20 protein-coding genes are annotated in these 21,779 nt (G+C 71.3%); 8 read left to right on the top strand and 12 right to left on the bottom strand.

The annotated features are described in order from the left end of the window. Positions 1 to 69: 69 nt before the first annotated feature. The gene (locus B7K26_RS04495) at positions 70 to 918 is read right to left on the bottom strand and encodes a hypothetical protein (RefSeq protein ID WP_084077435.1); all 849 of its coding nucleotides are present in this window, start codon (positions 916 to 918) and stop codon (positions 70 to 72) included. Positions 919 to 1,102: 184 nt separating this feature from the next. Between B7K26_RS04495 and B7K26_RS04500 the strand changes: the two genes are divergently transcribed. Continuing rightward, positions 1,103 to 2,353: a sensor histidine kinase gene (locus B7K26_RS04500; protein ID WP_084077436.1), complete on the top strand. Its 1,251-nt coding sequence runs from the start codon at positions 1,103 to 1,105 to the stop codon at positions 2,351 to 2,353. Then, complete coding sequence (locus tag B7K26_RS04505; RefSeq protein ID WP_084077437.1) at positions 2,350 to 3,030, top strand: response regulator transcription factor; 681 nt, start codon at positions 2,350 to 2,352, stop codon at positions 3,028 to 3,030. Before B7K26_RS04500 ends, B7K26_RS04505 begins: the two co-directional genes overlap by 4 nt. On the opposite strand, the gene B7K26_RS04510 is transcribed toward B7K26_RS04505, so the two are convergent. Both B7K26_RS04510 and B7K26_RS04515 read right to left on the bottom strand, forming a co-directional pair. Continuing rightward, positions 3,020 to 3,259, bottom strand: a complete 240-nt coding sequence (locus B7K26_RS04510; RefSeq protein ID WP_084077438.1) for a helix-turn-helix transcriptional regulator — start codon at positions 3,257 to 3,259, stop codon at positions 3,020 to 3,022. The genes B7K26_RS04505 and B7K26_RS04510 overlap by 11 nt on opposite strands. Continuing rightward, positions 3,256 to 3,972 carry a hypothetical protein gene (locus tag B7K26_RS04515; RefSeq protein ID WP_143340455.1) on the bottom strand — a complete coding sequence of 239 codons (717 nt, stop codon included), beginning with the start codon at positions 3,970 to 3,972 and terminating at the stop codon, positions 3,256 to 3,258. The genes B7K26_RS04510 and B7K26_RS04515 overlap by 4 nt, the downstream gene beginning before the upstream one ends. 120 nt (positions 3,973 to 4,092) lie before the next feature. Between B7K26_RS04515 and B7K26_RS04520 the strand changes: the two genes are divergently transcribed. Continuing rightward, the gene (locus B7K26_RS04520; protein WP_084077440.1) at positions 4,093 to 6,717 is read left to right on the top strand and encodes an ATP-dependent Clp protease ATP-binding subunit; all 2,625 of its coding nucleotides are present in this window, start codon (positions 4,093 to 4,095) and stop codon (positions 6,715 to 6,717) included. Positions 6,718 to 6,879: 162 nt separating this feature from the next. Here the strand turns inward: B7K26_RS04520 and B7K26_RS04525 are convergent, their stop codons facing one another. Together B7K26_RS04525 and B7K26_RS04530 are read right to left on the bottom strand one after the other, a co-directional pair. Next, positions 6,880 to 7,794, bottom strand: coding sequence for an endonuclease domain-containing protein (locus B7K26_RS04525; RefSeq protein WP_084077441.1), 915 nt, complete (start codon positions 7,792 to 7,794; stop codon positions 6,880 to 6,882). 180 nt (positions 7,795 to 7,974) lie between these two features. Then, positions 7,975 to 8,358 (bottom strand): DoxX family protein, encoded by a 384-nt coding sequence (locus tag B7K26_RS04530; protein WP_084077442.1) that lies wholly within the window; start codon positions 8,356 to 8,358, stop codon positions 7,975 to 7,977. 135 nt (positions 8,359 to 8,493) lie between these two features. Between B7K26_RS04530 and B7K26_RS04535 the strand changes: the two genes are divergently transcribed. Continuing rightward, positions 8,494 to 9,510, top strand: a complete 1,017-nt coding sequence (locus tag B7K26_RS04535; protein ID WP_084077443.1) for an aldo/keto reductase — start codon at positions 8,494 to 8,496, stop codon at positions 9,508 to 9,510. A 72-nt stretch (positions 9,511 to 9,582) separates the two neighbouring features. Here the strand turns inward: B7K26_RS04535 and B7K26_RS04540 are convergent, their stop codons facing one another. After that, the gene (locus B7K26_RS04540) at positions 9,583 to 10,482 is read right to left on the bottom strand and encodes an A/G-specific adenine glycosylase (RefSeq protein ID WP_375537571.1); all 900 of its coding nucleotides are present in this window, start codon (positions 10,480 to 10,482) and stop codon (positions 9,583 to 9,585) included. 52 nt (positions 10,483 to 10,534) lie between these two features. On the opposite strand from B7K26_RS04540, the gene B7K26_RS04545 reads away from it, so the two are divergent. Further along, positions 10,535 to 11,137 carry a hypothetical protein gene (locus B7K26_RS04545; protein ID WP_084077445.1) on the top strand — a complete coding sequence of 201 codons (603 nt, stop codon included), beginning with the start codon at positions 10,535 to 10,537 and terminating at the stop codon, positions 11,135 to 11,137. A 15-nt stretch (positions 11,138 to 11,152) separates the two neighbouring features. Here the strand turns inward: B7K26_RS04545 and radA are convergent, their stop codons facing one another. Then, positions 11,153 to 12,523, bottom strand: a complete 1,371-nt coding sequence (radA, locus tag B7K26_RS04550) for a DNA repair protein RadA (RefSeq protein ID WP_084077446.1) — start codon at positions 12,521 to 12,523, stop codon at positions 11,153 to 11,155. A gap of 81 nt (positions 12,524 to 12,604) precedes the next feature. Between radA and B7K26_RS04555 the strand changes: the two genes are divergently transcribed. After that, complete coding sequence (locus tag B7K26_RS04555) at positions 12,605 to 13,777, top strand: hypothetical protein (protein ID WP_084077447.1); 1,173 nt, start codon at positions 12,605 to 12,607, stop codon at positions 13,775 to 13,777. Between the two features lie 45 nt (positions 13,778 to 13,822). Next, a complete protein-coding gene (gene proC / locus B7K26_RS04560) occupies positions 13,823 to 14,662 on the top strand; it encodes a pyrroline-5-carboxylate reductase (RefSeq protein ID WP_084077448.1) in 840 nt (279 codons plus the stop codon). Between the two features lie 4 nt (positions 14,663 to 14,666). Here the strand turns inward: proC and B7K26_RS04565 are convergent, their stop codons facing one another. From B7K26_RS04565 to B7K26_RS04585, 5 genes are all read right to left on the bottom strand, one after another. Beyond that, positions 14,667 to 16,388, bottom strand: coding sequence for a CDP-glycerol glycerophosphotransferase family protein (locus tag B7K26_RS04565; RefSeq protein ID WP_084077449.1), 1,722 nt, complete (start codon positions 16,386 to 16,388; stop codon positions 14,667 to 14,669). A 7-nt stretch (positions 16,389 to 16,395) separates the two neighbouring features. Next, positions 16,396 to 17,103, bottom strand: coding sequence for an SDR family oxidoreductase (locus B7K26_RS04570; RefSeq protein ID WP_084077450.1), 708 nt, complete (start codon positions 17,101 to 17,103; stop codon positions 16,396 to 16,398). After that, complete coding sequence (locus tag B7K26_RS04575) at positions 17,096 to 17,782, bottom strand: 2-C-methyl-D-erythritol 4-phosphate cytidylyltransferase (RefSeq protein WP_084077593.1); 687 nt, start codon at positions 17,780 to 17,782, stop codon at positions 17,096 to 17,098. Before B7K26_RS04575 ends, B7K26_RS04570 begins: the two co-directional genes overlap by 8 nt. An 88-nt stretch (positions 17,783 to 17,870) precedes the next feature. Next, a complete protein-coding gene (locus B7K26_RS04580) occupies positions 17,871 to 19,736 on the bottom strand; it encodes a glycoside hydrolase family 6 protein (protein ID WP_084077451.1) in 1,866 nt (621 codons plus the stop codon). 54 nt (positions 19,737 to 19,790) lie between these two features. Next, entirely contained in the window at positions 19,791 to 20,828 is a 1,038-nt protein-coding gene (locus B7K26_RS04585; protein ID WP_084077595.1) for an aminotransferase class V-fold PLP-dependent enzyme, read from the bottom strand. Between the two features lie 78 nt (positions 20,829 to 20,906). Here B7K26_RS04585 and B7K26_RS04590 point away from each other — a divergent pair, with 78 nt between their 5' ends. Continuing rightward, positions 20,907 to 21,776 carry a LysR substrate-binding domain-containing protein gene (locus B7K26_RS04590; protein WP_159449604.1) on the top strand — a complete coding sequence of 290 codons (870 nt, stop codon included), beginning with the start codon at positions 20,907 to 20,909 and terminating at the stop codon, positions 21,774 to 21,776. Positions 21,777 to 21,779: the final 3 nt, after the last annotated feature.

Raw genomic sequence — 21,779 nt, forward strand, 5'->3', positions numbered from 1 at the left:
ACGACGACAGGGCCGGGCGGCGCCCTCAGCGCACCTCCCGGCCCCACCGCCGCCTCGCGGCCGCCGACGCTACGAGGCGTCGGGCAGCGCGAGGAAGACGTCGTCGGCGAACAGGCCGAGCGTGACGCGCAGCTCGCCGTCGAGCGAGTCGGGCACGAGCATCGCCACGCGGCCGTCCTCGGAGCCTCCCTCGTACAGCTCGGCGAGCGTGTCGAACTCGGGCTCGATGCCCATCACGAACTCGTCGTGGGGACTCACCACGGTGCCGTCGGCCGTGACGTAGTCGATCGACAGCTCGAGCACATTGCCGGTGTCCGCACCGGTGTAGGTGGCGGCGGCGTCGACAGTGATCCAACGGAATCCGTCACCGGGGGCGTCGTTCACGTCGCTCGCGGCAGCGACCTCGGCGTCGGCGTCCGCGTCGAAGGCGGTGAGCTCCACCGTCCAGTCGTCGTTGGCGACCACCGATCCGAAGGGGTACGGGTCGTCGCGGGTGCCCTCGGGGCCGCTGGCCGCGGCGTCGTCGGCCTCATCACCCGACGCGGCGGACGACGGGGCCTCGCTCGACACGACGGTGGTGTCCCCGCCGGCGGCCTCGTCGAAGGCCTCATCCACGGCGTTGACGGTGACCGCAAGGAACACCACCACGCCCACGATCGTGCCGATCACCGAGGTGATGATGGCCGCCACCGCCGCACCCTTGCGCTGACCCCGCCGAGTCGCCCCCACGATGCCGAGGATGAAGCCGACGGGGAGCAGCACCCACCCCACGATGAGGGCGCCGGGGATACACGCGAACACGAACCCGGCGATGGCAAGACCGAGCGCGATGCGCCCCATCGTGTTGGCCCGCGGCTTCGCGGGCAGGGGCTGCGGTGCCCCGGCGGGGGCCTCAGGCGGAAGGTCGTGGTGCGTCATGGTGTCCTCGTCTCGTCGGATGCGGCGGTGGCCGCGTCCACCGGTATCGGTGGCATGACTCACGCTCTCGCGACGGCCTCCCCCGCCGCATCGGCCGATCAGCCAGGGCCGATGGCCGATCGGCCAGTCCATCCCGGCCGGTTGCCGATGTGCCCGGGGCTGCGCTGGCCCTAGGGTGACGGGCATGACGCCAGCACCCGTGCTCTCCCCCACCGCCAGGTGGTGGCTGCGGCGCGCGTGGGACGTGGCGCTGTTCATCCTGGGGTTCTTCGTGACCGTCATGGCGACGGGAAACGTGCCGGGGACGCAGGTCGAGGACTCGCTCACGGATCTCGGCGCCGCGGTCTGGCTACTGACATTTCTCGCGTGGGTCACGGTGTTCTTCCGTCGTCGCGCCCCCTGGCTCACCCTGCTCGCCGGCCTCGCGCTCGCGGCGTTGGGCACCGAGTATCTGCTGTTCCTCCTTGGCGCGTTCCACGTCCTTATCCGTACCGAGGGTCGGCGACGCCTGGCCGTCGCGGTGGGAACGGTCACCGTCGTGACCCTCTATGTAGTCCGGGCGACCACCACCAGCTGGGGCTACGACGTATTCGGGCTCGACGACGGGAGCGGGGTCTCGCCGTGGGTGGCGACCATCGCCGTCGCGGCGATGAGCCTCGTGGTGACCGCGGGGTCGGTCGCGCTCAGCCTCAGCAGGCGCGCCACCTCGGCGCAGCGGCAGCGGGCCGATGCCGAGCAACGGCGCGCGTCCACTCTGGGTGACGAGCTGGCGCGCCAGGCCGAGAGGCAGGACCTCGCCCGCGAGATTCACGATGGTCTCACCAACCGCCTCGCGCTGCTGTCGATGATGGGCGGCAACGTCGCGCGCGCCGTGGAGCGCGGCGACCCCGCCTCAGCGGAGCTCGCCAGGACGCTCCAGGCGCAGTCACGGGAGGCGCTGGGCGACCTGCGCGGCCTTGTCCACGACCTCAGGCAGGCACCGAGCGACCCCACGGTGCCACGCGGGTCCATGCGCGCGGTGCCGTCCCTCATCGCCGATGCGCGGGCGGCCCGCACGAACGTCTCCGCGGTCGTGATCCTCGACGGCATCGACACGGCGCCCGCCGCCCTCGACGCCGGGGTCCATCGCATGGCACAGGAGTCGCTCACCAACGCTGTCAAGCACGCGCCGGACATGCCGGTGTCGTTCTACCTCGAGGCCTCGCCGGCGACCGGCGTCCGGCTGCGGGTCACCAACCCGCTCGCGACCCACGGCGGCGGCGAGCTCGGCGGTTCCGGTATGGGCCTCATCGGCATCGGCGAACGGGCGGCGGCCCTCGGCGGGACCGCGTGGACGGGCGCCCACGAGGGGGAGTTCATCGTCGACGTGACGCTCCCGTGGACGGTGGAGGCCGACGGCGCCGGCGCCGGCCGGGCGTCTACGGTGACACCATGACCGGCTCCGCTCCCGACTCGCTCACCGTGTTACTCGTCGACGACGACCCGCTGGTGCGCCAGCAGGTGCGGTTCGTGCTCGCCTCCGAGCCGACGATCACGGTCGTCGGGGAGGCCGCGGATGGCGAGGCAGCGCTCGACGGCGTCGCGCGCCTCGACCCCGACGTGACGCTCATGGACGTGTCGATGCCGCGCATGACGGGGGTCGAGGCGACGACGGCGCTGACCGCGCGCGGCAGCCGCACCCGCGTCATCGCGCTGACCGCGATGGACTCCGATGCGGTCGTCATCGCCATGCTCGAGGCCGGAGCCCAGGGGTTCGTCCCCAAGGAGTACGCGGGCGAGGACCTCCTTGCGGCCGTCGCGAGCGTCGCGCGCGGTGGCGGCTACGTCTCGCCGTTCTCTCAGCCCGCGCTGTTCCGTCACCTCGCCGGCCAGCGGGGCAACACGGTGCGGGACGATGCGGCGCGCCGTCTCGATGCGCTGTCCGAGCGCGAGCGAGCGGTCGCCAGGCTCGTCGCGACGGGAGCCAAGACGGCAGACATCGCCGGCACGCTGTATGTGTCCGAGTCCACGGTGAAGAGTCAGCTGGAGTCGATCCGCGCCAAACTCGACGTGTCGAGCCGCGAGGAGATCGCCGTGCTCGTGGAACGCGCCGGCGAGACGCTTACCCACTAGCCCTCTGCCGGGTGAGGAGGTCGCCGACCTCGCAGTCCAGGGCGTCGCAGATAGCTGCCAGCGTCGAGTAGCGGATCGCCTTGGCGCGGTCGTTCTTCAGCACGCTGAGGTTCACGACCGACACCCCGACAGCCTCGCTCAGCGCGGTCAAGGTCATCCCCTTGGCCTCGAGAAGCTCGTCCAGGCGGCAGTGGATCCCCGAGTCGTCGACCGGCTCCGCGGGGGTCACACGAGCCCCTCGGTGTCGCGTTGCAGCTTCTCGCCGATCTGCAATGCCGCCCCGATCGCGGCGATCACGAGGACCGCGAGCGCGGGCGCCAGGCTCACCTCGAACGTCAACGACTCGTAGGTGTAGTCGCTGATGGCAGAGAGCGCACCGTTGGTCGTCATGTTGGTGAGGATCGAGTCGCCCAACCAGCCGACGGTCACCAGACCGGCAGCGACGAAGGCGAGCCGCGCCGCGCCGCCGTCGAAGGCGCGGCCCCGCGCGAGGCGCAGGAAGAACAACGCGGCAATCACGAGTCCAGCGACGACCACCACCGCGATCCACACGGGTTGGGCGTAGAGAGCAAACAGGGTCGCGGGTGCGGGATCCACGACCGCCACCGTCGCGGTCTCAACCGTCGCGGACACCGCTGCACCATCCGGACCCAGTGGGAGCGTCGCCTCCTCCCCGGCGAGCGGCACAAGGACGGGGACATCGCTGCCATCGCCCACCTCGAGGAGTCGTGCCGCAGCGGCCATGACCGCGATCACCGCGCCGATCGCCACCATCACTACCGACAGGTACATGCCGATCCGGTCGGAGCGGTCCAGTTGACGCGTCGTGTCCATGACTTCCCCCATATCGTTTTTCGTTGTTATCGAAAAACGATATGCCACGCCTTGCCTTCCCGCAACCCCAAGCACGGCCGATGCCTTGGCGACCACCGCATCGGCCACCCGTTCATGCCCCTAGCGAACACGGCAATATCGACCCCCTCCCGCTCGTTAGCCTGGGTGCAATGCCACAGGTGACTGCGGCGACCCCGGCACCATGCCGGACGAAGTGAGGAGGAAACCATGTTCGAACGGTTCACCGATCGGGCCCGTCGAGTGGTCGTGCTCGCGCAGGAAGAGGCGCGCATGCTCAACCACAACTACATCGGGACGGAGCACATCCTCCTCGGCCTTGTCCGGGAGGGCGAGGGCGTCGCCGCGAAGGCGCTCGAGGCCATGGACATCTCCCTCAACGGCGTGCGCGAGCAGGTCCAGGAGATCATCGGCGAGGGCTCCCACGCCCCGTCCGGCCACATCCCCTTCACGCCCCGCGCCAAGAAGGTGCTCGAGCTGTCGCTGCGCGAGGCGCTGCAGCTGGGACACAACTACATCGGCACCGAGCACATCCTGCTGGGCCTCATCCGCGAGGGTGAAGGCGTGGCGGCGCAGGTGCTCGGCAAGCTCGGCGCGGACCTCGGCGGGGTGCGCCAGCAGGTCATCCAGCTGCTGAGCGGCTACGAGGGCAAGGAGCCCGCGACCGCCGGTGGCGGCGGCCCCCAGGAGGGCACGCCCGCCGGCTCGACCGTCCTCGACCAGTTCGGCCGCAACTACACGCAGGCCGCGCGCGAGGGCAAGCTCGACCCCGTCGTGGGACGCGAGATGATCCAGGAGCGCGTGATGCAGGTCCTGTCTCGCCGCACCAAGAACAACCCCGTCCTCATCGGCGAGCCCGGCGTCGGTAAGACCGCCGTCGTCGAGGGCCTCGCCCAGGCGATCGTGCGCGGCGACGTGCCCGAGACCCTCAAGGACAAGCACCTGTACACGCTCGACCTCGGCTCGCTCGTGGCCGGCTCGCGCTACCGCGGTGACTTCGAGGAGCGCCTGAAGAAGGTCCTCAAGGAGATCCGCACCCGCGGCGACATCATCCTGTTCATCGACGAGATCCACACCCTCGTGGGTGCTGGTGCCGCCGAGGGCGCGATCGACGCCGCCTCGATCCTCAAGCCCATGCTGGCGCGAGGCGAGCTGCAGACCATCGGCGCGACCACGCTCGACGAGTACCGCAAGCACGTCGAGAAGGACCCCGCGCTCGAGCGTCGCTTCCAGCCCATCCAGGTGCCGGAGCCGGAGCTCGCCCACGCGATCGAGATCCTCAAGGGTCTGCGCGACCGCTACGAGGCGTTCCACCGCGTCACCATCACGGACGACGCGATCGTGGCCGCGGCGCAGATGGCCGACCGCTACATCTCCGACCGGTTCCTGCCGGACAAGGCGATCGACCTGATCGACGAGGCGGGCGCGCGCCTGCGCATCCGCCGCATGACCTCGCCGCCCGAGCTCAAGGAGCTGGACGACAAGATCGCGGACGTGCGCCGCGACAAGGAGTCCGCGATCGACGAGCAGGACTTCGAGAAGGCAGCGAACCTGCGTGACGTGGAGCGCCGCCTGTCGGAGGAGCGCGCGTCGAAGGAGGAGGCCTGGAAGTCGGGCGACCTCGACGTGGCCGCCGTCGTGGACGAGGACCTGATCGCCGAGGTGCTCGCGATGTCGACCGGCGTGCCGGTCACCCGCGTGTCCTCGGACGAGTCCTCGCGACTGCTGTCGATGGAGTCGGAGCTGCACAAGCGCGTCATCGGCCAGGAGCAGGCCATCAAGGTCCTCTCCCAGTCCATGCGCCGCACCCGTGCCGGCCTGAAGGACCCGAAGCGCCCCGGCGGTTCGTTCATCTTCGCCGGCCCCACCGGTGTCGGTAAGACCGAGCTCGCCAAGGCCCTCGCGGAGTTCCTGTTCGGCGACGAGGACTCGCTCATCTCGCTCGACATGTCCGAGTACGGCGAGAAGCACACCGTCGCCCGCCTCTTCGGAGCGCCCCCCGGCTACGTGGGCTTCGAGGAGGGCGGCCAGCTCACCGAGAAGGTGCGCCGCAAGCCGTTCTCGGTCGTCCTGTTCGACGAGGTCGAGAAGGCCCACCCCGACATCTTCAACTCGCTGCTCCAGATCCTGGAGGATGGCAAGCTGACCGATGCTCAGGGCCGTGAGGTGAACTTCAAGAACACCATCATCATCATGACCACCAACCTTGGCGCGGACACGATCTCGCGTCGTCAGGCGACCGGCTTCTCGGTGCAGTCCGAGACCGGCCACACCTACGACGAGATGGTGAAGCTGGTCAACGGCAAGCTCAAGGAGCACTTCAAGCCGGAGTTCCTCAACCGCGTCGACAACGTGGTGGTGTTCCCGCAGCTCACGCAGGACGAGATCATCCAGATCGTCGACCTCATGGTCGCCCGCCTGGACGAGCGCATGCGCGACAAGGACATGTCCATCGAGCTGTCCGACGCCGCCAAGAAGCTGCTCGCCGAGAAGGGCTACGACCCCGTGCTCGGTGCGCGTCCCCTGCGCCGCGCCCTCCAGCGCGAGATCGAGGACCCGCTGTCGGAGAAGATCCTGTTCGGCGAGGTGACCTCGGGCCAGATCGTCCGCGTGGACGCTCAGGGCGAGGGAATCCTCGGCGAGTTCACCTTCACCGGCGTGGACCGCGACGAGCTGCTGGGCGAGGAGGTCGCACCCGCCGACCGTCCGTCCGACTCGTCCGACGAGGTCCGCGTGGGCGGCCGCCCCGACTCGGAGCTCGGCGAGGGTGCCGACGTGCCCCGCTCGACCGGCACGGAGGGTCAGGGCGGAGACGCCCAGGCCGCCGGCCAGTAACTCTCAGTTACGCCGACAGGGCCCCGGCCACCGCAAGGTGGTCGGGGCCCTGTCGCGTTCCCGGGGGCCCGCGCCGCCCGCGCCTGTGGCCCTGGAAGGAGGTTGGTGCGAGTCTCGCGTCCGAATCCTGCACCGACCTCCTTCCAGGGCGCGGCGTGAGCCCTACTGCCGCGCGCGCAGAGCCTGCAGCACTCGGGAGCGGCACCACGCGGGTCGCCTCACGATGTCGTCCCACCCGAACCGCAGCGTCACGTAGCCAGCGCCGGCGAGATCGGCATCGCGCCTATGGTCGGCCACCGTCGCGGCGTAGCTTCCGTGATAGCCCGCGCCGTCGAGTTCGATCACCACCTTCGCCTCCCGGTGGAGCATGTCCGCGCGCACACGCCGGCCGGCGACCTCGAGCTCAGCTTGCCGCTCGAAAGCCGCGAAGTCGCGACCGACGAACACGTCCCTCGCGGCGCGGATCTCCAGCGGCGAGTGCGCGCCGCGCTCGAACCACGCGAGGATCGCGAGCAACTGCCGGCGCCCCCTGACCCTGGCGATACGCCGCAGTTCCGCGCGCAGTTGCTTCCACGAACACACTCGCGTCCACAGCGCGGCGTACAGGACTCGCTCGCGCCGATGCGGCTCGGAACGGTGCCACGCATCGAGCAGGGCAGTCGCCGGCGGGACACACCTCACCCCGCGCCCATCCGCGTATGCGGTCGGCGGCCCGACTTGGCGGACGCGGACGCGCGGCATCGGCCACGGCTTATCGCCGCTCGCCACAATGAGGTCGTCAAAGACTGGCACAGGCAGACGCTCGTCGTAGAGGTGCAGCGCAAGCTCGCCACTCACGAGCGCGCGCGGTCGCCACAGGTTGAGGGCCTCGCCACGCACGATGGCGGTGCTCGCATGGCGTACACCCGCATACACGCCGGGCCTCACCAGCACCACCTTGCCCGACGACATGGCACGGTCGAGTCGCCACCGGGAGAACCAGGCGATCAGGGCCTCTCGCGTGTACGCGTGAGGCGAACGGTCGAGAAACGCCGGCAGCGGCTCGCCCGGTTCGGGGCAATCACGCACGAGACTCACCCAGTCATGTCACCAGATTGCGAGCCGCGGCTGGCCGCGCGCCGTCATTCTGTGGATGGCGTCGCCGCCCGCGGCCCTCCTCAAGGAGGTTGGTGTGGGTTTCGTGCCCGATTCAGGCACCAACCTCCTCCCAGCGCGCGGGCGGGGCGGGCGGGCGGGCGGAGCGACACCGCGCCCGCGCTAGCCCCCGAGCTTGAATTCGCCGATACGCCCCACGAAGACGATCAGCGCGATCACGCCCAGCAGCGCGGGGACGGTGATGTTCGCGAGCGCGTCGCCGCGGCGGATGTGCACGAAGGCCGCGCCGAACCCGATCACCAACAGCCCCAGGGCCGCGACGGGCACGATCCACGGGATGAAGCCGATCATGGGGAACACCAGCACGGCCAACGAACCGACGATCTCCGCGGCGCCGATGAGCCGTACCTGCTGGTCGGTGAAGTCGTTGGCCCATTCCTGGCCCAGCTCCACGGCCCGCTTCTTGCCGCGGACGGCGTGCACGAAACCGGACGGGATGAAGACCGCGGCGAGGGCGATGACTGCCACCCAGAGCGCTGCATCCATGGCGTACCTCCTGCTTCACGTCGTCCGCTGGCGGCGGACCGGTGACACCACCCTAGGGCAGACGGCCCCGGCGCCCCCGACATTGGTGCTGGCCGCCGCGGATGCCGGCCCGGGCATCGGCCCTACGCTGAGGACATGACTCACGATCCCTATGTGGCCGACGCCGCCCGCTACGAGACGATGCAGTACCGCCGTTCCGGCCGCTCCGGCCTGAAGCTCCCGGGCGTCAGCCTTGGCCTGTGGCACAACTTCGGCGGCGCCAACCAGGACGACACCATGCGGGACATCATCCGCACCGCCTTCGACCTAGGCGTCACGCACTACGACCTTGCCAACAACTACGGCCCGCCCCCGGGCTCCGCCGAGGAGAACTTCGGACGGATCTTCGCCCAGGACCTGAAGCGGTACCGCGACGAGATCCTCGTGTCGACCAAGGCCGGCTACGACATGTGGCCCGGCCCCTACGGCGACTTCGGCTCGCGCAAGTACCTGCTGGCGTCGCTCGACCAGTCGCTCGGCAGGATGGGCCTCGACTACGTCGACATCTTCTACCACCACCGCCGCGACCCCGAGACGCCGCTCGAGGAGACGATGACGGCGCTCGACCAGGCGGTGCGCTCGGGCAAAGCCCTGTACGCGGGCATCTCGAACTACGGTCCCGAGGACACCCGCGAGGCCGCGAGGATCCTGCGCGAGCTCGGCACCCCGCTACTCATCCACCAGTTCCCCTACTCGATGTACCAGCGCGGCCCCGAGGACGGTCTCATCGAGACGCTCGAGGACGAGGGCGTCGGCTCCATCGTGTTCTCGCCGCTGGCGCAGGGCATGCTGACGGATCGCTACCTCAACGGCGTCCCCGAGGGTTCGCGCGCCACGCATTCGCGGTTCCTGTCGGAGAACCAGATCACCGACACCTACCTCGAGCGCACGCGCGCCCTGAACGAGATCGCCGCCGGCCGCGGTCAGACCCTCGCTCAGCTCGCGGTGCAGTGGGTGCTGCGCGGCGACCACATCACGTCGGCACTCGTGGGCGCGAGCTCGGCGCAGCAGTTGCGGACCACCGTCGCGTCGCTCGACTTCCCCGCGCTGACGGACGCCGAGATCGCGGCGATCGAGCCGCACGCCGTCGACGGCACGCACCGCCAGGGCTGAGAGTGGCCGTGGCATCGGCCCCACAGACGGCCGATGCCACGGCGGCGTGCGTGCTGACGTTCCTCCGAGGGGCTAGAGGGAGTACAGGCCTCGCCGGTCGTCCGCGACGGTGACGAGGCCGTCGGCGACCAGCGACGCCAGGCATGAGTCGAGCTGGCCCGGCTCCACGTCCTCGAGGGACGCCTGCCCCGTGATGTTGAGCGGGGCGTGGGCGGCGCGCAGCAGCGCCATGATGCGCCCACGTACCTGCCGATCGGTGCCGTGCCAGGCCTGCGTGCGTCGCGGGGCGGCGTCCAGCCCAGGCGACCCCGCCGCGAGCCAGGCACAGTCAGCGGCGATCACGCACTCGTCGCAGCGGGGAGCGCGCGCGGTGCACACCAGCGCGCCCAGCTCCATGGACCCGGCGTTCCACTCCACCGAGGCGGTCGTGTCCGCGGGTACCAGCGCCGCAGCATGCTCGCGCTCGGTACGGGTGAGGTGCGCGGGCGGCAGCGGCTGCGCCCTCCACGCACGGCCGATGACCCGGCGGACGTTCGTGTCGAGCACCACGTCGCGCTCGCCGAAGGCGAAGGCGCGCACGGCGGCAGCGGTGTAGGCGCCGATGCCCGGCAGCGCCAGGAGCGCCTCCTCGCCCGGGGGGACCTCACCGCCGTGGCGGTCGACGAGGGCGGCCGCGCACTCCCACAGGCGCTTGGCGCGGCGCGGGTAGCCGAGCCTTCCCCACGCCCGCACGGCGTCGGCCTGGGAGGCTGCGGCGAGGTCCGCGGGCGTGGGCCAGCGCGCCATCCACTCGCGCCACACCGGCTCCACGCGCACCACGGGCGTCTGCTGAAGCATCACCTCGGACACCAGCACTCCCCAGGCGGTGCAGTCCTCGCGCCGCCACGGCAGGTCCCTCGCCTCGCGCGCGAACCAGTCGACCACGGTCGCGACTCGGGGGTCCATGGGTGCGGCGGGCGGCATGCCCTCCATCATTCCAGCGCGGGACGGGGATACCGTGACGGTGAACGAGTGAGGAGTCGCCATGGATGGGATCCGCAAGCCGGTGGGAGACCAGCCCGCCGGCGTGTACTGGGTGCGCCGCGTCCTCGTGCTCGTCATCCTCGCCGTGGTGGTCGTGGCGCTGTGGTTCGTCGTCAGTTCGTTGTTCGGCGGCGGCAACCAGGCGGAGGCCCCCGAGGGCGACCCCAGCACCTCGCCGACGGCCACCGCTGACGCCGCGCCTGACCCGACGCGCGCGTGCGTGGCACAAGACGTCACGCTGACCGTGGCGGCGACACCCGCAACGGTGGCGGCGGGCACGACACCGGCCTTTGAGGTGGGTGTCGAGGACACCGGAGAGACGCCGTGCACGTTCTCCGCGGCCGCCGACGGGACCGAGCTCGCGATCCGTTCCGGCAACGAGGAGTACTACTCGTCGACCTGGTGCCAGGACGACCCGGGCTTCGGCGACACCGAATGGATCCTCTCGCCCGGCGACCGCAAGACGCTTCAGCTGACCTGGTCGGGCGAGCGCTACAACGAATCGTGCGAGGTCATCAGCGACTGGGCCAACGGCACCTACTGGGTCGCCGTCGCCATCGGCGGCGTCCCCGCCGAGGAGGTCCAGTTCACGCTGACGTCCTAACCCGCGAACCCCGCCCTACTCCGCGGGGATCGCGAGCCTCACGGCGTCGCGCAGGGTCGCGACCCTGTGCACCCTGACGCCCACCGGGTCCTTGTCCGCGCCCGCCGCCTCCGGCACCACCACGTCCGTGAAGCCCAGCCTCGCCGCCTCTGCGACGCGCTGCGACATCGCGTTGACGGGCCGGATCGCTCCCGACAGCGCCACCTCCCCGATCGCGGCGAAGCCGGTGCGCACCGGGCGATCCGCACGGGCCGAGGCAAGGGCGAGGGCCAGCGCCACGTCCGCGCCCGGCTCGGTGACGCGTGCCCCGCCAATGGTCGACACGTAGACGTCGTCGGCCGCCACCGCGAGCCCCACGCGCCGATGAAGGACGGCAAGGATCATCGACACGCGCGCCGAGTCGATGCCGCTGGTTGCTCGCCGGGGATTCGACAGCGCGCTCGGGGCCACGAGCGCCTGGATCTCGGCGGGCAGCGGCCGCTTGCCGTCGATGGTGATGGTGGCGCAGGTGCCGGGGACGGGGGTGCCCTCGCGCGAGAGGAACAGCCCCGACGGGTCCGCGACGCCCTCGATCCCCGTGTCGTGGAGCTGGAAGCATCCGACCTCGTCCACCGAGCCGAACCGATTCTTGATGGCCCGCAGCAGGCGCAGCTGCGAGTGCTGCTCGCCCTCGAACTGGCACACGACGTCCACCAGGTGTTCGACGATGCGGGGACCGGCGATCGAGCCATCCTTCGTGACGTGCCCCACGATCACCATGGGGAAGCCGGTGGTCTTGGCCGCCTGGATAAGGGCCGAGGCGACCTCGCGGACCTGGCTGACGCCTCCCGGCGCGCCGTCGACGGAGGCGGAGGCGATGGTCTGGATCGAGTCGACCATGAGTAGTTGGGGCGCGGTCTGCTCGATCTGGGCGAGGACGGCACCCAGGTCCGTCTCGGCGGCCAGCAGGAGGCCGGGCTCGAGCGCGCCGATGCGCTCCGCCCGCAGGCGCACCTGCCCCGCCGATTCCTCGCCGGTGACGTATAGGACGCTCTGGCCCTCACGGGCCGCCCGCGCCGCGACGTCGAGCAGCAGCGTCGACTTGCCGACGCCCGGCTCTCCCGCCAAGAGGATGACCGCTCCGGGCACCACCCCGCCTCCGAGGACGCGGTCGAACTCGCTCACGCCCGTGCCCCGGCGCGCCGAGGCCGACACGGATACCTCGGCGATGGGGGTCGCGGGCCGCGTCGCGGCGGTCGCCTTCGTCGCCGGTCCCGCGGGCGCGGCTCCGGCCTCCTCGACCGTCCCCCAGGCCTGACACTCGCCGCATCGCCCCACCCATTTGGCTGCGGTCCACCCGCACTCGGTGCAGCGGTAGGCGGGGCGAGAGGTACGCGTGGCGGGCATAGCCCCACGCTAGCGCCGCGGTGTGACACTCCCCACGCGGTGGTCTTACCGCGCCCCGTGGCGCCGCCGTAGTCTGTGGCCATGGCCCAGGACACACTGCCCGGCGAGGACCCCACGCAGCGCGGCGACGCGCGCGAGCCCGTCGCCCCCTCGAAGCCCGCGTTCCCCACCACCGGGGCGACCCCCGCGGTGCCGCAGGACGTGCCCGGCGAGGACGGCGACATCATCGCCCCGGTCGCCCAGCCCGACCACGAGGAGATCCTGCCCACCCGCGTGACTCCGCCCGAGCCGGACGCGGCATCGGCCACCCCGTCGGCGCCTCTGGGAGACCCCGTGCACGAGCTCGGCGCGCAGGCGGTGCGCGACGCGTCGCTCGCGGCGTCCGGCGCCACCCCCATCGTCACCCGCCGCTCGCAGCGCACCGCCACGTCCGAATCCGAGAGCGAAGCCCGCCCCGCGTGGACCCCTGGCGATCCGCGCGGCAACGCCCCGGAGTCGGCGGCCACCCCCGACTCCTCTGTTCCCAGCGCATCGACGCCGCCCGCGGAACAGTGGGCGACGGACGCCCCCGTCTACCGGCCCGTCGTGGCCGCGGGGGCCGCGGGGGCCGCCACGGCATCGTCCACCCCGGCGGAGCCCGCAGCTGCGGGCGATGGCTCCGAAATCCCACCCCTGGCCCCCCAGGACGACAAGCAGCCCACCCCCTGGTACCGCGGGGTCGTCTTCCTGACCGCCATGGGCGTGGTGGTCCTGGCGGCGATCGCCTACGGCGTCTACCTGCTGCTCGACTCCCCGGAGGAGGTGACGATCGCCGCCCCCGAGGTCGTCGAGGTGCAGGCGGAGCCCACCATCGACCCGGTGGCCCTCGAGGACCCCAGCGACTTCCTCGCGGCGATGCCCACGACCGTGGGTGCCTTCGCCATGACCGAGGCCGCGGCAGTCGAACCGGACGAGGCGGGGCTCGACACTCGCGTGGCCGAGGTCGACGACCTGGTCTATCGCGACGGCGACACCACGCTCACGCTACGGGCGATTCAGCACTACGACGAGACCGATGCGACCGAGCAGTACGACGCACTCGCCGCCGATGGCACCGACTCCCAGCCGGTGACCGTGGCCGGCACCGAGGTCGGCACCCGCGCCACTCTCGAGGGGGACCCCACGCAGTACGTGTGGCGTAACGGCACCGCCGTCTTCGTGCTGGCGGGTCCGGCCGATGCGCTCGAGGACTTCTGGATCCAGTTCCCCATGTAAGGCGGGGTCCCGGCCCGTGGCCGGGCTCCGTACTACCCTGGCGCCATGACCGAGCCCACCGTGTCGCCGTCCACCGCCCCTCGTGTCGCGATCATCGGGGGTGGGGTGATGGGAGGCACGCTCGTGACCGCGCTGCGCGTCGCGGGCTGGCCCACCGACCGCATCGTGGTCGTCGAGCGTGACGAGGCGCGGTCGCGCGGGTTGCGCGAGGGGCACGGCATCCAGGTCGGCACCGACGTTGCCGCGGCCGTGATGGATGCCGACGTGATCGTCATCGCGGTCAAGGTCTATGACACGGCCGATGCCCTGGCGCGGCTCGCCCCCGTCTACAAGCCCGGGGCGCTGGTCCTCACGGTTGTCGCCGGCCTCACCACCGCGTTCTACGAGCAGCGACTGCCCGAGGGCGCCCCTGTCGTGCGGTCCATGCCCAACACACCCTCGATCATCGGCCACGGTGCCACCGCGATCGCGGGCGGCGCCCACGCCGATGAGGGCCACATGGCCCTCACGGTCGACATGCTGAAGGCTACGGGTCTCGTGGTGACGGTCGAGGAGAGCCAGATGGACGCGGTGACGGCCATCGCAGGCTCGGGCCCCGCCTACTTCTACGCCTTCGTCGAGGCGCTCACCGAGGCGGGGGTGGGCCAAGGCCTCGACCGCGACCTCGCCACGCAGCTCGCCGCCCAAACCTTCCTCGGCGCCGCACGACTGCTGGTGGACACCGGCGACACCCCGGACGTCCTGCGCAAGCGCGTGTCGTCGCCGGGAGGCACCACCATCGAGGCGCTCAAGGCGCTGTCCGATGCCGGCCTCGACGGCGTGGTCGCCGCGGGGGCCGATGCCGCCGCGCGGCGGTCGCGTCAGCTCGCCGACGAACTCGGCTAGGCCGCTACTCCTCGGTGTCGAGCTCGCCGACCAGGCGGTGCGTCGCGACCGTCTCCCGCAGGGTCTGCACGAAGACGTCCTCGTACCCCTCGCGCGCGAACGGGCCAAGGTAGTGCTCTCGCGCCTCGGCACGGGACGTGGCCTTGCCGTCGTCACGCACCAGGCGACCGATCCACGCGGGAATGTCGTCGCCGGGGCGTGCCGTATAGGCCGCCGCCGCGAGGGTGGGGCGCCCGGGCTTCCTCGCAAGCGTGTCGGGTTGCATCTCCATGATGGCGAAGGGCTTGCCGCTGAACAGGTAGTCGTTGGGCACGGCAGAGATATCCGTCACCGCGATGTCGGACGCGTTGAAGCAGCCGATGAGATCGAGCTCCGCGAACAGCCCCGGGCCGTAGCGGTGCTGGCGTCCGGTGCGCTCGGCGTCATCGGCCAGTAGGCCGTGGATATCCGCGATCGCGGCGCGCAACTGCGCCGATCCCGAGGAGTACGGGTGCTCGCGGAAGATCACCGTGAGCCCCTCGTCGAGCAGGGCCTGCACGATAGCGAGCCCGTGGGGTAGCGACGAGTAGTTGGCGTCGCCGAAGAATCCGTTCCACGTGGGGGCGTACAGCGCGACGCGCGGCGTCGCCGCTCCACTCGCGCCGTCGATGCCCGCAACCTGGGGGCGGCCCACGATCCTGAAGCGCTCCTGCGGAATGACGATGCCATGGTCCCCGTAGCGATCGATCGCTGCCTGGCCCGCGACCCACAGTTCGTCGTACATCGCGCTGATGGGGTTGCGGCTCGACGCCTTGTCGGAGTCGCCGTGGAGGATCTGGACGTGGTGCAGCTGGTACAGCCGCACCGCGTGAGTGTTGGCGGCCGCATTGTTGACGTAGATGACCGTGCCGCCGCTGTGGGCAAGCACGTCGTCGACGGCCTGCAGCGACCCGGCGTACACCACGGGCGCGTCGGTGATGCCGCGGAGCTCGGTGTACAGCGCCTCCTGGCGGGCGACCACGACGAAGGGGAGGCCTGAACGCTCAAGGAAGGGCAGCCACATCGCGAGTTGGTAGGCAGAGCCGTGCGGCCCCGACTGGTAGACCACGAAGGCGGGTGCGAGGCGCGCCACCTCGTCGAGCGCCCGCTTCCTCTGACGACCCCGGGAGGCGAGGCTGCGCAGGACGACCGCGGCGCCGGAGGCCGCGAGGAGGCCCGCCGCGACGGCGAGGGCCGTGGACGGCGCCTGCGGCCAGCGTGCGAGCGCCGGAAGCGTGAGAACGCCTGCGACGTAGATGGCGGCGATCCCCCACGGGACGGCGCGCGACGCTCGGGCGGCCAGGGTGCTGACCCTGAGGTCGTGGCGCAGCGCGGGCGCCGCCGCGAGGGTGGTGAAGCCGGCCGACCCGGCACCGATGAGGAACACCAGCGCGACCGCCCAGTCCCGGCTGTCTTCCCGCAGCGCGGCGTCCGTGCCGAGGGCGCCGAGCGCCAGCCACATGGCGGCGGCCGAGCGCCCCGCACCCGCGACAAGCCGCGCGACGGCGGGGTGCACGCCGGGAAGGCGCGCCTCCATCGCCGGCGTCAGTGGCTGCCACCACGGCAGCGCCACGAGGGCGACGGACAGGGCGATGACCGCCCACACCAGCCACGACGCCTCGAGCGCGACTGCAGTGGCCGCGAGGGCGGCGAGCGCGAGCGCGATGAGGCGCGCGGGCCTCAGCAGGCCCTTGAGGGACGACAGCATCGGCGCGTTACTGACGGACGATGACGTTTTGCTGGTCGACGTACTGGCCGGTGGGGCCCAGCATCGTCTCGATCACCTGCGCCACGTGCTGCGGCTGCATGATGGTCGTGGGGTCCTCGTCGGGCGCCAGCACCTTGCGCAGGTCCGTGGCCGTGCGGCCGGGCGACAGGCACACCACCCTGGTGCCGTAGATCTTGAGTTCCTCGCGCATGACCTCGGACATGTTGATGACCGCCGCCTTAGACGCCGAGTACGTCAGCCATCCGGAGCGGCCGTTCATGCCGGCGGTCGAGGCGATATTGACGATGACCTCGAACCGGTTGCCCAGGTGCAGCAGTTCCTGCACCAGCGTGAAGGGTCCGTACACGTTGACGGCGATGGTCCGCTCGAAGTCCGCGAAGTCCACCTGGTGGATCGGCACGGGGTTGGTGTACCCGGCGTTGTTGACGAGGAAGTCGATGTTGCCCACCTGCGCGTGCACGCGCGCGATGACGTCGATGAGGGCGTCGCGGTCTCCCACGTCGACCGTCTCGCGCACGAGCGTCACGCCCGCGGGGAGCTCCGCCTCGAGGGCGGCGACGTTGTCGTCGTAGGCCTGCGAGGCGCGTGCCATGAGGACGATGGTGTCGATGCCGAGGTCGGACGTGGCGAGGCGGCGCACGGTCTCCAGGCCGATGCCCTTGGACGCGCCGGTGACGAGAGCGGTCTTAGACATCCTCTTGCCCCTCGTGGCGCAGCAGGTGCGTGGCAAGGTTGACGTCGCCGGGGGTCGTCACCTTGAGGTTGCGCTCGTCGCCCTCGGTAAAGAAGACGTCGATTCCCGCGTCCGCACACATGGTGGCGTCCTCGGTGTAGGTGCGGCCGCTCGACAGGGCGAACTGGTGCCCCGCGCGCAGGTCGGCCTTCGCGAACTTCTGGGGAAGCTGCACGTTGCGCAGGCGGGCGCGCTCCAGCGAGCCCGTCACGCGCTGAGAGTCGGGGTCCACGGGCGCGACGGTGAAGGAGATCTCGCGCATGAAGCCCACGTTCGCGTGGGTCGACTCGGCGAGCTCGCGGAAGTCGGCGGCGCTGACCAGCGGGCGCGCCGACTCGTGGATCATCACCACGTCGTTGGTCGCCTCGTCGAGGAGCCGGGCCACCGACTCCTGTCGGGTCTCGCCCGCCTCGACGTAGGCCACGGGGGTGGCGATCGCGTAGTCCTTGACGATCTGCTCGACGGTGTCGCGGTGCCCCTCGGGGTAGTTGACGACGATCTGGGTGATCGCCTCGACCTCGTCGGCCTCCTTGAGTGAGTACACCAGGATCGGCACGCCATTGATCTTGACGAACTGCTTGGGGCCGGCCGTCTTTGCCCGGGCACCCACGCCGCCATTCAGCAGAAGTAGGGAGATCACGTTCGCTCCGAAGTATGTGGACAGGTCGCCCACAGTCTAGTTTGCGGCGCGGAGGTCGCTACCGGGACGTGTGGCGGCGTCGTCCCCCTCACGGGGAGACGCAGGCGAGCGCGCCCGCCGCGGGCGCATCACCCTGGCCGGTGAAGCCGAATGTGGCCGTGGCCCCGGCCTCCAGCGTCCCGTTCCATCCCACGTCTCCCACGGTGAGGGTGCCGGACGTCGCGGAGAACTCGGCCGTCCATTGGTTGACGATCGTGGTGCCCTCGGGCAGCGCGACGCTCACCTCCCATCCCTCGAGCGGGGCGGTGGCGGTCACGGTGACGTCGGCCACGAAACCCGTGGACCACACGTCGCGCAGCACCATGTCGGCCGTGCACGCGCCAGCGGAGCCGGCGGTGGCCTCGGCGGTCGGGGTTGCGGATGCGGACTGCTCATCGTCGTCGGGGTCGCGGGGCAGCGGCCGCGCCGCGCCGATCGCCGGGTTGGCGTTCTCCACCAGTTGCGTGAACTGGGCGGCGAACCACTGGCCCGAGACGGGGGCGTTGCCCATCGCGTTGGTGGGACGCCCGCCCAACCGATCCGTGGTGTAGCTCGGGTCGCACATGCGGTCGAACCCCTTGCCCTCGTCATTCGCCACCTCGGAGCTGGAGCCGTCGGACTGGCCCGGCGGCTTGGCCCAGATGAGCGCGTCGAGGTGGGAGTCGGGGAAGCCGGCAGGAAGCGCCTGGGGAAGTCGCCCCAGCCCAGCTCCCGCCTGGTTGCACCATGCGCCGCGGTGGCCGCGTCGGTCCACCTTGGACGCCTCGACGAACGAGTCGAGCACCGCGCTCGAGGCCTCGGCGAGGGGACGCGACGGTCCTCCCCAGCCGTTGCGCGAGGTGTCGATCAGCATGCCGATGGAGTCGGGGAAGCCCGCCGCGACCAGCCGCGCGTAAAGGTCGGCGGTCCAGTCGGCCTCGTCGAAGTTGGCGTTGTACTCGTAGAACGAGGCCGCCTTGACCGGCTGGCCGCCCACCTGCTGCTCGGGGTCGGTGAGGTAGGGCTCGTCGAGCGGCGTGTAGTTGGCGGTGTTAGTGATGAATCCATCGATGGCGTCGTACCCGGCGTCCGTGCTCGTCACGACATCGGCGAACAGCTGGGCCGCGGGACCGGCGTTGCTGTCCCACCCGAGCCAGCCGGCGTGCGCGGCGTCGAGGTAGGCGTAGACGTGGTCCAGGCGCGCGAACGCGTCGAGCGCGTACGCGACGCCCTCGCGGTAGTACGGGTCGGCGTCCTGGCAGGCCTGCTCGCTCGCGTTGGTGACGAGGTTGGGAAGCGAGTCGGGCTCGATCAGGGTGACGATGCGCAGGTTGCGGTACTCCTCCTCGGCAAGCATGCTCGCGATCACGTCGATGTAGTCGTGCTCATACGTGTCCAGACCCTCGTCGGTGGCGGGAAGTTCTCCGTTCGAGGCAAGCGCGTAGCAGTCGCGTCCGGGAAGGTTGTAGACGACGACGGTGAGGACCACGGGCGCGTCGCCGGACTCGGCCTGCTCCACCGCGGCGTCGAGGTGGTGGCGGAGCCCGGGGCCGTCGGCGTTTCCCTCGATCGCGCTGATCCGGTCCATCCACACGCCCGTGGGCTCACGCGACACCACCCGCATCGCGTTGGCGAGCTCGGCGTCCTCCGTCGCGTCCGCTGTCTCGTTCACGAGCGCGGCCCAGGTGTCATCCACGTACATGGTGGCGCCCTCGTAGGCGTTGTCGACGTGCTCGCCCTCGACGACGGGAACCTCGTGCGCGGGAGCACTCGCGGTGGCCGATGCCGTGGGGTCCGGGCCGGAGTCGTCTCCGTCGCAGGACGCCAGCGTCAGGGCCGCGGCGGCGGCCACGCACGCGACGGCTCCGCCGCGCAGCGCCGCTCGCGCCGTCGTCGCGGCGCTCCGTCGCGCATCCTCACCCCTGCGGCTCGCCATGGTGCCCCCTTCCCCGATGCGCTCAGGCTATCGACAGGGACGGACACGCGCGGCTCAGGCGGCGAGCACCGCCGGACGCAGGGCCGCCACGGCGCGCTGCACATCGATCTCGTCGTTGTGCACGTGGAAGCCCACCCTCACGCGGCCGGTCCGCGAGGCGGCGGTGATGCCGGCGGCGGCGAGGTCGCACGGCTGGGCGGCGAGCGACACCATCGCGCTACCGGTGGGAGCGAGGCCCAACTCGGCACGCAGGGCGTCGGCCAGAGCGGGGCCGTGGCGATGCAGCGCCGCGGGGTCCTCCGCCGCGTGGGCCTCGAGCGCGACGGCGGCGGCATCGCACAGCTGCCACGGCGGAGAGGTATCGAGCCGGCGCGCGGTGTCCGCCAGACCCTCCGGGGCATAGAGGCTTTCCCAGGGCAGGTCGGACCCGTACCAGGACGCGCCCACGGGGCGCACCCACCCGAGGGCCGCCGGGCTCACCGCCGCGAGCGCGATGCCGCGCGGCGCGTTCAGCCACTTATAGGCGGAGGCGACCACCACATCGAAGCGGCGCGCATCGATCGCGAGCCATGGACAGGACTGGGTGACGTCGATGAGCGTGCGTGCGCCGGCGGCATCGGCCGCGTCCGCGAGCGCGGTCAGGTCGAGGATCCGCCCGTCGCGCGACTGGACCGCGGAGACGGCCACGAGGTCGATGCCGGGACGCACCGCGTCGATGAGTCGGTCGAGCGGCACCGACTCGACGGTCAGGCGGGGGTCGGCGACAAAGGGACGCACCAGCGACCCGAAGTCGCCGTCGGCGACGAGCACGCGGGCTCCGACGGGAAGGGAGGCCGCCACCGTGCCCACCATCGCGGACGTCGCGCTGGCGAGGGCGATGTCCTGGGCGCTGGCGCCCACGAGCGTCGCGAACGCGCGCCGGCAGCGCCCGACGGCGGCATCGGCCTCCCGCGGGTCAAACCGGCCGGTCGACCAGGCGTCGATCGACGCGTGGAGGGCGGCCGCAGTGGCGCGCGCGGGGAGGCCGTAGCTCGCGGTGTCGAGGTAGCCGCGGGCGGCATCGAAGCCCCGGGTGAGGGTGTCGCTCAGCATGACTCCATCGTGGGGCGCGAGCCAGACCACGACAAGATGGCATATTTAGAGTCCTACCCTCCACGATTTCGAGGTCTCATGATCGACGTCGAGCGGCTGCTCATCCTGCGCGAGGTCGCGCGCCACGGCTCCAAGGCCGCCGCCGCCCGCTCCCTGCGGCTAGCGGAGCCAACGGTGGCGCACCACCTGAAGGCGCTCGAAAGGCGCGCCGGAGTGCCGCTCACCACCCGCATCGGCCGCGTGACGCGCCTCACCCCCGCGGGCCAGGCGCTGCTGGAGCATGCCGACGCCATCGCCGCGTCGCTCGCGAGCGCGGAGCGCGCCCTCGCCCAGCACGCCGACCTGTCCGGCGGGAGGCTGAGGATCGCGGCGTTCACGTCGTTCTGCGCGGTCGCCCTGCCCAGCCCCCTCGCGCAGTTCGCGCGCCGCTACCCGGGCGTCGACGTGGGTCTCGTGGAGACGGAGACCGACGATGCGCTCGCCCTGCTCGCGGCGGGAGAGGTCGACCTCGTCATCGGCTTCGCGGACGACGCGACGCCGGCCCCGACGGACGTGCAGGTCCGCATGCTCGACTCCGACGAGTACCTCGCGGTGCTCCCCACGGGTCACGCCGCCGCACGATCGCGCGCGGTCGACATCGGCGCGCTTGCCGACGACACGTGGATCTCGGGCTGTCCGCGCTGCCGGGCCCACCTTCACGAGCTCGCGACCCAGGGTGGCTTCGCCCCGCAGATCGCCTTCCAGACGGAGGACTACGTCACGGTGCAGCGGCTCGTGGCGGAGGGGCTGGGGGTCGCGCTTCTTCCCCGGATGGCGCTCGCCGCGAGCCCTGACGTGGCGGGCATCGTGACCGTCCCCACCTTGCCCACGTCGTACCGCGAGGTGTTCCTCGCGCTGCCGCGGGACGCCTCGTCGGCGGCCACCGCCTTCGCCTCGCTGCTGGCCTGAGGG

The organism is Demequina sp. NBRC 110057 (genome assembly GCF_002090175.1).
Taxonomy (GTDB): domain Bacteria; phylum Actinomycetota; class Actinomycetes; order Actinomycetales; family Demequinaceae; genus Demequina.

Excerpts from the sequence above, each read along its gene's own strand:
- B7K26_RS04585 (WP_084077595.1), bottom strand. The coding sequence starts at position 20,828 with ATGCTGAGCGACACCCTCACCCGGGGCTTCGATGCCGCCCGCGGCTAC.
- B7K26_RS04535 (WP_084077443.1), top strand. The coding sequence starts at position 8,494 with ATGACTCACGATCCCTATGTGGCCGACGCCGCCCGCTACGAGACGATG.
- B7K26_RS04500 (WP_084077436.1), top strand. The coding sequence starts at position 1,103 with ATGACGCCAGCACCCGTGCTCTCCCCCACCGCCAGGTGGTGGCTGCGG.
- B7K26_RS04565 (WP_084077449.1), bottom strand. The coding sequence starts at position 16,388 with ATGCTGTCGTCCCTCAAGGGCCTGCTGAGGCCCGCGCGCCTCATCGCG.
- B7K26_RS04495 (WP_084077435.1), bottom strand. The coding sequence starts at position 918 with ATGACGCACCACGACCTTCCGCCTGAGGCCCCCGCCGGGGCACCGCAG.
- B7K26_RS04590 (WP_159449604.1), top strand. The coding sequence starts at position 20,907 with ATGATCGACGTCGAGCGGCTGCTCATCCTGCGCGAGGTCGCGCGCCAC.
- B7K26_RS04540 (WP_375537571.1), bottom strand. The coding sequence starts at position 10,482 with ATGGAGGGCATGCCGCCCGCCGCACCCATGGACCCCCGAGTCGCGACC.
- B7K26_RS04570 (WP_084077450.1), bottom strand. The coding sequence starts at position 17,103 with ATGTCTAAGACCGCTCTCGTCACCGGCGCGTCCAAGGGCATCGGCCTG.
- B7K26_RS04505 (WP_084077437.1), top strand. The coding sequence starts at position 2,350 with ATGACCGGCTCCGCTCCCGACTCGCTCACCGTGTTACTCGTCGACGAC.
- B7K26_RS04545 (WP_084077445.1), top strand. The coding sequence starts at position 10,535 with ATGGATGGGATCCGCAAGCCGGTGGGAGACCAGCCCGCCGGCGTGTAC.
- B7K26_RS04520 (WP_084077440.1), top strand. The coding sequence starts at position 4,093 with ATGTTCGAACGGTTCACCGATCGGGCCCGTCGAGTGGTCGTGCTCGCG.
- radA (WP_084077446.1), bottom strand. The coding sequence starts at position 12,523 with ATGCCCGCCACGCGTACCTCTCGCCCCGCCTACCGCTGCACCGAGTGC.
- B7K26_RS04580 (WP_084077451.1), bottom strand. The coding sequence starts at position 19,736 with ATGGCGAGCCGCAGGGGTGAGGATGCGCGACGGAGCGCCGCGACGACG.
- proC (WP_084077448.1), top strand. The coding sequence starts at position 13,823 with ATGACCGAGCCCACCGTGTCGCCGTCCACCGCCCCTCGTGTCGCGATC.
- B7K26_RS04530 (WP_084077442.1), bottom strand. The coding sequence starts at position 8,358 with ATGGATGCAGCGCTCTGGGTGGCAGTCATCGCCCTCGCCGCGGTCTTC.
- B7K26_RS04555 (WP_084077447.1), top strand. The coding sequence starts at position 12,605 with ATGGCCCAGGACACACTGCCCGGCGAGGACCCCACGCAGCGCGGCGAC.